Origin of the sequence: Amycolatopsis sp. FBCC-B4732, assembly GCF_023008405.1 — a bacterium.
Lineage (GTDB): Bacteria > Actinomycetota > Actinomycetes > Mycobacteriales > Pseudonocardiaceae > Amycolatopsis > Amycolatopsis pretoriensis_A.
Genome location: NZ_CP095376.1, coordinates 3,366,561 through 3,378,861, shown reverse-complemented (window position 1 = coordinate 3,378,861; position 12,301 = coordinate 3,366,561). Strand labels below are relative to the sequence as shown.

At 74.1% G+C, this 12,301-nt stretch carries 10 protein-coding genes; 2 read left to right on the top strand and 8 right to left on the bottom strand.

Translation table 11 applies throughout. From position 1 onward, the window contains the following. Position 1 precedes the first annotated feature (1 nt). The 4 genes from MUY14_RS14530 to MUY14_RS14515 form a co-directional block, all read right to left on the bottom strand. A complete protein-coding gene (locus MUY14_RS14530; protein ID WP_247023532.1) occupies positions 2-1,174 on the bottom strand; it encodes an ABC transporter substrate-binding protein in 1,173 nt (390 codons plus the stop codon). Then, positions 1,171-1,566, bottom strand: a complete 396-nt coding sequence (locus tag MUY14_RS14525; RefSeq protein WP_247023531.1) for a nuclear transport factor 2 family protein — start codon at positions 1,564-1,566, stop codon at positions 1,171-1,173. The genes MUY14_RS14530 and MUY14_RS14525 overlap by 4 nt, the downstream gene beginning before the upstream one ends. An 11-nt stretch (positions 1,567-1,577) precedes the next feature. After that, positions 1,578-2,345 carry a MoaF C-terminal domain-containing protein gene (locus MUY14_RS14520; RefSeq protein ID WP_247023530.1) on the bottom strand — a complete coding sequence of 256 codons (768 nt, stop codon included), beginning with the start codon at positions 2,343-2,345 and terminating at the stop codon, positions 1,578-1,580. A 332-nt stretch (positions 2,346-2,677) separates the two neighbouring features. Beyond that, complete coding sequence (locus MUY14_RS14515; protein ID WP_247023529.1) at positions 2,678-3,619, bottom strand: helix-turn-helix domain-containing protein; 942 nt, start codon at positions 3,617-3,619, stop codon at positions 2,678-2,680. A 118-nt stretch (positions 3,620-3,737) separates the two neighbouring features. Between MUY14_RS14515 and MUY14_RS14510 the strand changes: the two genes are divergently transcribed. Continuing rightward, positions 3,738-5,951, top strand: a complete 2,214-nt coding sequence (locus MUY14_RS14510; RefSeq protein WP_247023528.1) for a helix-turn-helix domain-containing protein — start codon at positions 3,738-3,740, stop codon at positions 5,949-5,951. Positions 5,952-6,258: 307 nt separating this feature from the next. On the opposite strand, the gene MUY14_RS14505 is transcribed toward MUY14_RS14510, so the two are convergent. The 3 genes from MUY14_RS14505 to MUY14_RS14495 are packed head-to-tail and all read right to left on the bottom strand — an operon-like array spanning position 6,259 to position 9,226. Then, positions 6,259-6,990 (bottom strand): glycosyltransferase family 2 protein, encoded by a 732-nt coding sequence (locus tag MUY14_RS14505; RefSeq protein WP_247023527.1) that lies wholly within the window; start codon positions 6,988-6,990, stop codon positions 6,259-6,261. Continuing rightward, a complete protein-coding gene (locus MUY14_RS14500; protein WP_247023526.1) occupies positions 6,987-8,270 on the bottom strand; it encodes a bifunctional PIG-L family deacetylase/class I SAM-dependent methyltransferase in 1,284 nt (427 codons plus the stop codon). Before MUY14_RS14500 ends, MUY14_RS14505 begins: the two co-directional genes overlap by 4 nt. Next, complete coding sequence (locus MUY14_RS14495; RefSeq protein WP_247023524.1) at positions 8,267-9,226, bottom strand: acyl-CoA dehydrogenase family protein; 960 nt, start codon at positions 9,224-9,226, stop codon at positions 8,267-8,269. The genes MUY14_RS14500 and MUY14_RS14495 overlap by 4 nt, the downstream gene beginning before the upstream one ends. 66 nt (positions 9,227-9,292) lie before the next feature. Between MUY14_RS14495 and MUY14_RS14490 the strand changes: the two genes are divergently transcribed. Beyond that, positions 9,293-10,264: a magnesium transporter CorA family protein gene (locus tag MUY14_RS14490; RefSeq protein ID WP_247023522.1), complete on the top strand. Its 972-nt coding sequence runs from the start codon at positions 9,293-9,295 to the stop codon at positions 10,262-10,264. Here the strand turns inward: MUY14_RS14490 and MUY14_RS14485 are convergent. Beyond that, a complete protein-coding gene (locus MUY14_RS14485; RefSeq protein WP_247023520.1) occupies positions 10,242-11,399 on the bottom strand; it encodes an NAD(P)/FAD-dependent oxidoreductase in 1,158 nt (385 codons plus the stop codon). The genes MUY14_RS14490 and MUY14_RS14485 overlap by 23 nt on opposite strands. Between the last annotated feature and the right edge of the window lie 902 nt (positions 11,400-12,301).

The window sequence follows — 12,301 nt, the reverse complement described above, 5'->3', positions numbered from 1 at the left end:
CCTAGGACCGGGGGATCCGCAGCCAGTCCCGCGCCGAGAGCTCCCACTTGTTCGTCCCGGTGGCCAGCTTGATCGGCCAGCCCGCGGTGTTGTCGTGGTGCGCCTGCGCGGGCCCGAACACGTACGGCGTGCCGACCATCGGGTCGCTGATCGGCTTCATCTCGCGCAGCGCCTTGGTCACCGTCTCGCGCGTGATGTCGCCCTTCATCCCGCGCAGCACGGCGAGGAAGTACTTCGCCGCCAGGTAGCCGCCCTGGCTGAACGACGTCAGCGGGATCTTGTTCTTCGCCATCAGGTCCCGCCACTCCTGGTTCGCCGGCGCCGCCGCGTCGGTGAACGGGGAGAACTCGGCCGGCACGTAGACCCCGGCGCCGGCGTTCGAGATCGCCTTGGCGTAGTTTTCGCTGTAGACGCTGGTCAGCAGCAGCCACGTGACGTCGGTCCAGCCCTGCGCCTGCGCGGCCTTGAGCTGGCCGATCGAGTCCGGCTCCACCGGGTTGACCGTGATCGCCTTGCAGCCCGCCGCGCGCGCCTTGACGATGTAGGGCGTGTAGTCCGACCCTCCGTAGGGGACGGTCGAGTCGACGTACTTCAGCTTCTTGCCGGTGATCTTCGTCCACTCGTCGATCGCGGCCTGGTACGCCGGGAGCGTGTTGCCCGCGATCTCCAGCAGCGCGCAGACGTCGTCGAGCTTCAGCACCTCGGAGCCGTAGAGCAGGGTGAGCGTCATGTCGTGGAACGGGCCGACGTTGACCGGCGCGATGTTCGGGCTGGAGAAGCACGCCGGGTCGACACCGATGCCCGGCATCGACAGGATCTTCTGCTGCTCGTAGTACTTCTCGTTGATCTCGCACTCGATGAGGCTCGACGACCCGACCAGCGCGACGGCCGAGTCGCCGCCGACCACCTCACGCGCGGCGGCCGCGGCGGCCGACGGGTCGCCCTTGTCGTCGATCGCCTTGTACTCGATCCGGCGGCCGTTGACGCCGCCGGCGGCGTTGGCCGCGTCGAACACCGCCTTCGCCGCTTGCGAGGACTCCGGGAAGGTGGCCGCGCCGCTGAGCGCGTTGACCGAGCCGACGACGATCGGGCCGCTCGAACCGGCGTCGGAGCCGGCGCAGCCCGCGGTGGCCAGGAGCACGGCTACCGCGAGGGTGGGAAGGACTTTTCTCATTGCTGCTCCCGGGTTGCGGCCACGACGGGCGCGGAGTCGACGATCTGCTCGAAGGCGGCGACCTCGCCGCCGTCGAAGCGCCACAGGTGCGCGACGCGGGCGGTGAAGGACCGGCCGGTCCGGCGGTGCGTGCCGGTGTAGGTGCCGACGCCGATCACCGCGTCCCCGGCGTCCAGCAGGTCTTCGAGGGTGAAGCGGTAGCCGTCCCAGTCCCGCCCGATGGCGGCGAAGACGTGCTCGGCCACCTCGTCCGGGCCGGTGTAGGTGCCGGCGTAGGGGAAACCGGCGGCTTCGGTCCACGTCGTCTTCGGGCCGAGCGGGGCGAGCATGCCGGGCAGGTCGCCCCGGTCGCTGGCGGCGTAGTGCGCGCGGATGACGTCCACATTGGACACTTGAAGCTCCTTCAGACGGGCTGGGCGTCGGGGTAGCTGACCGAGCCGAGCGGGTAGACGTGGCCGCCGGCGCGGGAGTGCTCGGAGCGGCCCTCGCCGGTCAGCCCGAGGAACACGCCGGTGGTGCGCAGCGCGTAGCCGAGGTCGTGCAGCCACACGCTCGCGACGGCGATCCGGAACTCGCGGAAGCAGAACAGGTACAGCCCGTCGGCGAACTTCCACACGGTCGAGAGGTCCATGTCGCCATGGCCGCGCTGGACGCCTTCCAAGCACTGCCAGGCGTAGCGCTCCGAGGAGACGTAGACGTGCTCGTAGAGGTGGTCGGGGCTGTAGCGGTAGAGGTTCCGCTTGCCGATCAGGTCCCGCGACGGCCCGGGCACGGCACCGGACGGGGTTCCGCCGTCGGTGACGCCGGACCAGAAGCGTTGGGAGACGCGGGGAACGTCCTCGACGTCCTCGGCGCCGATCACGGAGCGGACGGCGAGCGCGCGGTGCGACGTCGTGGAGAACACGACGGTGAGCGCCTCGCCGTCGACGCTGGTGAGCGGCAGGTTCACGAAGAAGACGTCGTCGCGCACGGCGACGGCGTCGTACGGGTCCTCGACGCCGTTGAGCACGACGTGCTCGGCGTCTTCGAAGCTCAGCGAAAGGACTTCGCCGTCGTCGAGGGTGATCGTGACGTCCCGGCCGGTGAGGTCGGCGTCCGGCAGGCGGTAGGTGGCGATCCCGGCGGCGAACTCGTCGTAGGTGCGCCAGCCGTCGGTGGGGGCTTCGGACATGGCCTCATCGTCGGGCGGGGGCCGGGTCCGGGCGAGCGGTCACGCGCTGCGGGGCAACTACCGGACGCTGACGGTCAACTCCCGGCGCCGGGCGAGCGACGTGGACGCGATTCGGTGGGGCACCGCCGTCGGGCGGGTGCCGCCGAGCGTCGGCAGCCGCTCGGGAATGGCGACTCCCGGCGCAACTCGGTCAACTCCCAGCGCCGGCGAGCGACCCGGTCGAGCACCGCTCGGCGCTCCACCGGACAGGGTGCCGCCGAGCGTCGGCAGCCGCCCGGCGAGGGCGCGGAAATGGCTTGATCGCCGGGCGGGCACCTCGCCCCGGCGAGCGGTCACGCGCTGACCGTCAACTCCCGGCGCAGCTCGCTCGGTGCCCGGCCGAACGCGGTCTTGAACACGCGGCTGAAGTGGGCGGCGTCGACGAACCCCCAGCGCGCGGCGATCGCCGCGACCGGGCGGCCCGAGTAGACCGGGTCGAGCAGGTCGCGGCGGCAGTGCTCGAGGCGGCGCGTGCGGATCCAGCCGGAGACCGTGGTGCCCTGCTCCTGGAACAGCCCGTGCAGGTGCCGCGTCGAGATGAAGTGCTCGGCGGCGATCCGCGCCGGGGTCAGGTCGGCGGAGTGCAGGTTCGCGTCGATGTGCGCGCGGATGCGGCGCATCAGCTCGTGGTGCGGGTCGGCGCCCGCGTGCGCGAGGTCGAGCTCGGTCGCGACCAGCGTCGAGAGCAGGTCGACCGCGCTGTGCGCGAGCCGCGCGCCCGCCGGGCCCGCCAGCTGCTCGAGGTTGCCGCCGAGCTGGGCGAGGAACGGCACGACGACGTTGCCGACGCCCTCCTTGCCCGACATCCGCACCGCGGTCAGCCGCCCGACGAGCTCGGCGGGCAGGTCGATCAGCCGCTGCGGGAACATCACCACCAGCGTCCGGAAGTCCTCTTCGAACACCAGCGAGTACGGCCGGTGCGTGTCGTAGAGGGCGACGTCGCCGGGGCGCAGCACGGCCTGGCGGTCGTCCTGCACCAGCAGCCCGGTGCCGGCCAGGATCAGGCTCAGCTTGTAGTAGCGCCGCTCGGCGCGGGCGATCAGCTCGGGCGTGCGCTCGACGACGTGGGGAGAGGCGGTCACCTCGGAGACCTGCACCTCGTCGGCGCCCGACGAGCGGATCCGGCCGCGGAAGCCGTCACCGCCCGCCGTGACGTGCAGCGGGACGAACGACTGCGAGACGGCGGTGCGGAACTCGGTGAAGTCGCGGGCGATGAGGGTCGTGGGGGCGGGCACGGGGTCACCTCGCAGCGTCGGGAGGAGGACAGCGTCGTATACGATAAGCGATACGATCTTCCGCGACAATGCTCCCGGCCGTCTCATCGTAGGATTCCGCCTCGGGAGGAGGGGGCGGATGGAGTCGTTCGGGGCACGGCTGCGCCGGTTGCGGCGCGCGGCCGGGCTGACGCAGGAGACGCTCGCCGAGGCGGCCGGGCTCAGCGCCCAGGCCGTCGGGGCGCTCGAACGCGGGGAGCGCCGGTTCCCGCACCGCGAAACCCTCGACCGGCTCGCCGACGCCCTCGACCTGGCCGGCGACGCCCGCACGGAGTTCGCCGCCGCGGGTGCGCGCCCGAAGACCCCGGCGGGAACCACCGCCGTGCCGCGGGAACTGCCGGGCGGGGTCGCCGCGTTCACCGGCCGCGAAGTGGAGCTCGACCGCGTGCTCGGCCTGTTCGCCGACCCTCGGCCGGGTGTCGTGGTCGCCATCGCCGGCATGGCCGGGGTCGGCAAGACCGCGCTGGCCCTGGAGGCCGGGCACCGGCTCGCCCGGCGGTTCCCGGACGGCTCGCTGCACCTCGACCTGCGCGGCCACGCCGCCGACCCGCCGGATCCCCTGGACCTGCTCGACCGCCTGATCCGCGAGCTCGGCGGCGAGCCGCCGACGCCGTTGACGCTCGGCTCCGCGTCGGCGCGGTTCCGCTCGGCGCTCGCGGGGAAGCGCGTCCTGCTCTTGCTGGACAACGCGCGGGACGCCGCGCACGTGGCTCCGCTCCTTCCGGGCGCGGGCGGTTCCGCGGCCATCGTGACGAGCCGGGCCGCGCTGCCGGACCTGCCCCAGGCGCACCAGGTGCTGCTGGACGTCCTGCCCGAGCCGGACGCGCTGCGCCTGCTGGCGGCGGAGATCGGCGCGGACCGCGTCGCCGCCGAGCCCGCCGCGGCCCGGGCCGTCGTGCGCCTGTGCGGGTACCTCCCGCTGGCGCTGCACCTGGCCGGCGCGCGGCTGGCGACGCGGCCGTCGTGGCCGGTCGCCCACCTCGCGCACCGGCTCGGCGACGAGAGCCGCCGCCTCGACGAAACCGGCGTCCGCACCAGTTTCGCGCTCGCCTTCGGGGCGCTGGACGACGCCGCGGCCCGCGCGTACCCGCTGTTGTCCCTGCTCGACGTGCCGGAGCTGTCGGTGCCCGTCGCGGGACGGCTGCTCGACGTCCCGGACCGCGTGGCCGAGAACCTGCTGGAACGGCTGACCGACGAGCACCTGCTGACCACGCCCGCCCCGGGCTGGTACCGGCTGCACGACCTGCTGCGGCTCTACGCCCGCGAGCACGCCGGGCGGCTCCCCGCGGCCGAGCGGGCCGCCGCGATCACCCGCGTCGTCGAGCTGTGCGCCTCCGTCGCGTGGCAGAGCATGGCGCTGGTCTCGGCGGCCTCGCACCGCCACGACTGGGCGGCCGGGCGCTGGGCGGCCGGCGGATCGGCCACGACAGAGGAGGTGTTCGGCTGGCTCGACCGGCACCAGGCGCACCTCGTCACGCTCGTGCGGCAGGCGGCGGCGACGCCGGGGGTGCCCGCCGAAGCGATCGCGGCCGTCGGGCTCGGCCTGTTCGAATACCACCGGGCGCGGGCGCGGTGGCGCGACGCCATCCAGGTCGACGAGGTGGCGCTGACCCTGGTCGACGGCGTCGACCCGGTGGCGGCGGCGACGCTGCGCAACGACCTCGGGGTCGCCGAGGCCGAACTGGCCCACGGCGGCGAGGCGGCCGACTACCGCCGCTCCCACGCGCACCTGCGGCGGAGCCTCGCGGACTGGGAGGAGATCGGCGACCCCCGCCAGCTCGCCGGGATCCTCAACAACCTCTGCTTCGTGTTCGGCCTCGGCGACGACGTCGACGAAGCCATCGAGTTCGGCGAGCGGGGCCTGGCGCTCAACCGGTCGCTCGGGCTGCGCCACGTCGAGACGCTGAACCTGGTGAACCTCGGCGTGCTCTACGGCCGTCAGGGCGATCGCTCCCGCGAGCTCGCGTACGCGACCGAAGCGGTCGCCGTCGGCGAAGGTACCGACGATCTGCGGGGGGTGGCGTACGGGTGGATGCGGATCGGCACGGTCCACCGCGAGGAGGGGCGGTACGCCGACGCCGTCGAGGAGCTGCGGCGGAGTGCCGAGCTGTGGCGCGCCGCGGGCGTGCGGTCGTACGAGGCCATGACGCTGGCCGAGCTCGGTCGGGCCTACGCGGGGCTGGGGTCGCCGGTTCGTGCGCGTGAGCTGTTCACGGAAGCGCTGGCGATGCTGCGGGAGTACGGGGGAGCCGAGCACGTGGCTGTGGTCCGGGCGGAGCTGGAAGCGTTGTGACGAGGACGGCCAGGTAGGTCCGGGGCTGGTGGACGGCCTCGCAGACGACTCGGTCCGCTTTCCCGGCGCAGGTGATCCCGACGGTGTCGCGGACGACGGAGACGAGCTGGACCCGGGTTTCCGCCGTGGCCGCGGCGGCGGGCACCGCGGTCAGGGCCGTCGCCACGAGCAGTGCGGCCGGCAGCATCCTCCAGGCGGTCGTCACCGGCCGATCTTCGCGGCGCGGCGGGTGGCGCAACAGCGACAACCGCTACGAACGACCTCCACAACCGCTGTGGTGCGGGAGCGCGGGCGCGGGTCGAGGTGCTCACGAACGGTGGCCGCACCCGTCGTGGTCCCGGGCCAGCCGGCGGAGCAGCGTCGCCAGCCCGTCCGGGGCCCGGCCGTGCAGGCGAGCGCTCGTCACCACCGGCGCCGCCGACTCGAAGCAGCGGCGGAAGCCCGCTTGCCCGAGGCGGCGCCACAAGTCGTGGTCCTCCCCGGTCGCCCGCGGGCCGAAGCCGCCGACGACGTCGAACGCGTCCCCGCGGACGGCCAGGTTCGCGCCGTACACCGAGCCGTGGCCCGCCGCTGTCCGTGCGTCGTCGAGGACGTGCTCGTACTGCCGCAGCGCCCGTGCCGACGTGGTGAACGGCACCGCCAGCTCGGCCGTCCCGGCGATCGCGTGGTAGCCCTGCCGCGCGCGGGCCAGGTGCGCCCGCGCCCAGCCGGGCGTCACCCGGGTGTCGGCGTCGGTGCTCAGCAGCAGCGTCCCGGCCGCCGGCGTGCGCAGCAGCTCGCGCACCCGGGCCACCCCGAGGTCGCGGACTTCGCCGATCGTCCGCGCCGCCTCGGACACCAGGACCGTGCCGGGCAGGTCGCCGAACGCCGCGTGGGCCGTCGCGGCGGTTGCGTCCCGGCAGCGGTCCGCGACCACGCAGACCGCGTACGCGACCCCGGCCGGCAGCCGCCGAAGGGCTTCGCCGAGCGCGTTCAAGCACGCGCCGACGTGCTCCGCCTCGTCCCGCGCCGGGACGACGACGCCGACCGCCTCGATCACCGGCGCCTCAGCACGTGCAGCAGGAACTGGTCGTCGGTGTGCTCGACCAGCGGCTCGAACGCCGGGTGCGCCAGCAGCCGGGCGTGGGCGTCCCGGCCGTCGCGCGGCGCTTCGGGCGCCCACGGCCGCCAGTGCACCGCGAGCAGGTGCCCGCCGGGGCGCAGCGCGGCCACCGACGCCTCGACGGTCTCCTCGAGCGCGCGATCGTCCAGGTAGTACAGCAGTTCGCCGTAGACGAACAGGTCGGCCGGGCCGGCCGGGACGGCCTCGGGCACCGATCCGATGTGGACGTCCACATGAGACAGATAGGCGACGGCCTTGCGGGCGCGCTCGACGGCGGCGGGCACGGGGTCGAAGGCCAGCACCCGGTCGGCCCGGCCGGCGAGGTCGAGGGTGAGCGCGCCGACGCCGCAGCCCGGCTCGACGACCGTGCCGTAGCGCTCGTCGGGTAGGCACGCCAGCGCCACCGCCCGCTTGCGCCGCTCGTACCACTTCGTCCCGACCGACCACGGGTCCTCGGCACCCGCGTACAGCTCCGCGAACCGGCTGACCGGCGCCGAACCCCGCGGCGGCTCGCGGAAGAACACCTCGGTGTCGCGCGCGAAGTGGGCCAGCACCTCCGCCGGCAGGATCGGGTCCTCGCCGCGCGGACCCGGCCCGAGCTGCGAAGGGAACGCCTCGATCGCGGCCGCCTTGCCGGCGCGCTCCGCCGCCGTGAGCCGGAGCGACCGGGCCCGCGCCCACGGGATGGCCGGATCGTCCGGGCGCAGCCAATGCCACAGCCAGATCGGGTACGACCAGCACTGCGCCGTGAGCGGCGCGGCGGCGAGCGCGGCCCGCGCGGCGGCCTGGTGGTCCGGGTGCGGGTCGTCCGGCCACGGGAACAAGCACAGGTCGTGACCGCCGGCGCGCTCCCGCAACGCCGCCGCCAGTTCGCCGCCGTACGCCGCGAGATCGGCGTCCGGCAGGCCGAGCCACACCGGCTCGACGTCGGAAAGCCCCTGTGCCCGCAGGGAATCCCGCAGTTCCCGGCGACGCGTCCGGCCCAGCTCACGGCGTTCCGCGGGGCTCGAGGCGGGGAACGCGGCCTCGCCGTCGGTCGCGACGACGAGCGTCACCCCGGTGCCCGCGGCGTGCAGGCGCTGCAGGAGCCCGCTCGCGCCGAGCGTCTCGTCGTCGGGGTGGGCGGCGACGACCAGCGCGCGCTCGAACGCCTGCGCCGGCCAGTCCGGCGACGCGGGCCGCGCGGCCCAGTCGGCTTCGGGAACATACGCGGTCACGGCGTGCCCAGGACGTCGCGGCCGAGCGCGGCGAGGTCCCGCTCGGCGTGGTGCTGCCGCACGTACACCGGCAGATCGGCGACCCGCTGGGCGAAGCGCCGGTCCCGGCACGCCGGCGTCGGCCCGGTGACCTTCAGCGCCCGTTCCAGCACCTCGACGGCGGTCCGTTCGGCCGCGGCCCGGCAGGTGCCCGCGAGCAGCGGAGCCACCGGTCCCTCGGCGGCCCGGGCGAGCACGGCCTCGGCGGCGGACAACGCGGTGTGCATCGCGCCGACGTGCGCCAGCTGGTGCTCGTCGGCGCCGCCGCGCTCACGCAGGTAGGCGAGGACGCCGTCGAAGACGCCCGCCGCGCCGCCGAGCCAGACCGCCGCCACGCCGGCGCCGCCGAGCGCGAACCCGGGGCGCGCCACGTACCAGCCGGGCGGGCCGACGACGTCCGCGCGCACGCCGTCGAAGACGACGTCGCCGCTGTCGGAGGCGTCCATCCCGACCGCCTGCCAGGCGTCCGGGTGCCGCCGCACGCCCGGGCCGGCGAGATCCGCCTCCACCAGCCGATCTCCCGCGGCGACCAGAGCGCGGTCGAGCAGGGACAGTCCCGAGCAGAACCGGACCGTGCCGGTGAGGACGCCGTCTTCGAGCACCGCGCCGGTGCCGCCGGACTTCGCCGCCCACACGCCGTAGAGCGCGCCGGGCACGGGGGAGCGGCCCGCCTCGGCCAGGATCGCGACGGCGTCGGCGTGCCCCTCGGCGAGCCGGGCGAGGGTCAGGTCGCGGCGGCCGAACGCGGCCAGCGCCGCCCAGCGGGCCGCGGTCCCGTCGCCGCCGGGCAGCGGCAGGTCCAGCTCGCCGGCGGTGTGCAGGGAGCGCAGTTCGGCACCGACGACGGCGGCGGTGCGCGGCGAGGACAGGGGCTTGGGCGGCTGCTCGGCCAGCAGGCGTGCGTTCACAAGATCCACGGGTACCCGTTTTCGCGCGGCCTACGCCGACGTGTGAACGCCTTCCCGATCGGGAACCCGGTGACCATGAGGAGAACCCGCGCCTACCGCGACGGCGTGCTGCACAAGGAAGACTTCTCGGTAGCGGCCGTTTCCGACTTCCTGGCCGAACCGGACACCACCGTGTGGGTCGACCTCTGTGAACCGTCCGAAGCGGACCTGGCCGAGCTCGCCGAGGAGCTGGGCCTGCACCGGCTCGCCGTCGAAGACGCCGTCCAGGAGCACCAGCGGCCCAAGCTCGACCGCTACGACGGGCACGCCTTCCTGACCGCCTACGCCGTCCGGTTCGACGCCGCGGCCGAGCGCACCGAGACCGCCGAGCTCGCCGTGTTCATCACGCCCCGCGCGCTGGTGACCGTCCGCAAGGACGACGGGTTCGACATCGAGGCCGTCACCCGCCGCTGGGACCAGGCCACCGACCTGGCGAAGTCCGGCGTGCCCTTCCTGCTGCACGGCCTGCTCGACCACGTCGTCGACGGCCACTTCGACGCCGTCCAGGTGCTCGACGACGAGGTCGAGGCGCTGGAGGACCTGGTGTTCGACGACCGCCCGGACACCGCCGAGCTGCAGCGGCGCTCGTTCCGCCTGCGCAAGAACCTGACCGCGCTGCGCCGGGTCGTGGCTCCCGTGCCCGACGTCGTCGCCTCGCTGATGCGCCCGGACCTGAGGCTGGCCGACGGCACCACCCGCCCGTACTTCGAGGACGTCCACGACCACGCGCGGCAGGCCGCCGACCACGCCGAGGCGCTGCGCGAACGCCTCACGACAGTCCGCGAAACCCAGCTGAACCTGCAGAGCGACCGGCTGAACCTGATCATGAAGAAGGTCACCGGGTGGGCGGCGGTGATCGCGGTGCCCACCGCGGTGACCGGGTTCTACGGCCAGAACGTCCCTTACCCGGGCAACGGCACGACGCTCGGGTTCTGGGTTTCGACGACCGTCATGCTGGTGCTTTCGGTCGGGCTGTACACGTTGTTCAAGAAGAAGGACTGGCTGTGACGCCGCGCTTGATCAGGTCCCGGCCCCGTTCGTAGTCCTCGTCGGCTTCGTGGGTGAGGACGCCGACCGTCCGCCCCTCGCGCTCGTACCAGACGGTGAAACCCCCGTCGTCGCGCGGGAAGGGGCGCGCGCGGTCGAAGCCGTCGCCCCAGGCGGCGTACTTCAGGACGCGGTCGCCGAGCACCGACCAGAAGCCGGGAACCTCGTCCCAGACGGCGTCTTCACCGGCCGCGGTCCGCCCGGCGACTTCGCCCATCGCGAGGCCCTCACCCCAGTGCTCGACGGCCAGTGCGCGCCCGGCCGCCGGGTTGTAGGCCAGCGCGACGTCGCCGGCGGCGAGCACGCCGGGCTTGCTGGTGCGCAGGTGTTCGTCGGTGCGGATCCGGCCTCGTTCGACGGCGAGCCCGGCCGCTTCGGCCAGCCCGATCCGGGGCCGGACGCCGGTGGCGAGCACGACGAGCCCCGCGTCGAGGACCGGCACGAGGTCGGTGCGGACCCGGTGGCCGCCCTCGACCGACAGCAGCTTCGTCCCGCGCAGGACGCTCACGCCCTCGGATTTGAGCCAGCGCAAGAGGAATCGCCCGGCGTCGGGGCCGAGCCGCTTCTCCTGCGGGACGTCGTCGGGGCAGACGATGGTCACCTGAAGCCCGAGCCGGGTGAGCGAGATGGCGGCTTCGCAGCCGATGAATCCGGCGCCCACGACGATCGCGCTGCGCACTCCGTGCGCGGCCGCTCGCAGTGCACGGGAGTCGGCGGCCGATCGGAGGGTCCGCACGTCGGGGTGGTCGGCACCCGGGAGGTCGGGCCGGACGGGTTCCGCGCCGGTGGCGAGTACGCAGGCGGTGAACGGGTGCACCGCGCCCGAGGCGGTGCGCACGCTGTCCTCGCCCAGTTCGGTGACGGGGTCGTCCAGCGTGATGGTGAGGTCGTGCTTTTCGGCGAGTTCTTCGTCCAGCGGTGGGAGATCGGCTTCGCCCCGCAGGAATTCCTTGGACAGCGGCGGGCGCTCGTAGGGCGGGTCGGGGTCCGCGGTGAGCAGGCGGACCGGCCCGGTGCCACCCGCTTCCCGGTAGGCGCGGGCCGCCGACACACCGGCCGGCCCGCTTCCGACGACGACCAGGTTCTCGGCATCCATGCCGGAGGGGTACCCCGGGGGCGGCGGGATAGTCGTGCCGTCGCCCGTGTCGCCGCGGGTTGCCGGTGGGGTGCTTGCGGTTGTCCGCGCCGCTGCTCGCTGTCGGCGGGGTGCTTGCGGTCGCCTGCGCCGTCGCTCGGTGGCGGCTGCTCGCGGTGTTGTTTGCCGTCGCCGCGTTGCCGGTGGGGTGCTTGCGGTTGTCTGCGCCGCTGCTCGCTGTCGGCGGGGTGCTTGCGGTCGCCTGCGCCGTCGCTCGGTGGCGGCTGCTCGCGGTGTTGTTTGCCGTCGCCGCGTTGCCGGTGGGGTGCTTGCGGTTGTCCGCGCCGCTGCTCGCTGCCGCCGGGGTGCTTGCGGTCGCCCCCACGCCGCCGCTCGCGGGTTGCTGCCGCCGCGCAATTTGCCGCCGGGTGCTCGCCGCGGGGCTGCCTGGGGCCGCCGCGCGGTTGCTGCCGGACCGCAGTGCTCGCTGCCGGGTCGCGCCGAGTTGCTTGTGCCCCCGTGCGCCGCCTGCTCGAGGTCGCTCCGGCCTCGGCGACACGCCGGTGCCATGGTCGCGAATGACTCATTCGCGACCACGGCGCGACCCATCTCGTCCACAGTGGAGCGTCCATTGTGGACCCCTCACCGCCGCGCGCGACAACGGGCGGTGACCCCCTCGTGCGTGGGGTACCGCTGTCTGGGAGCGCGTTCAGCCGAATGGGTCAACGTGGCCGGATGGCCTGGGGGGGAAAGGAAAGGCTCTCGAGCACCGCCTGGGGAGCGCGCGCGGACACGGGCGCGGCTGGTTGCTCAACCGTTGCCGCTCAGGATAGTGCAGCTGCACTATGCTGAGCCATCCGGTGTGCTCACCGGGACGGCGCCGGGGCGCCGACGACCGGAGAAACGGGTGGCGGATGGGTGGG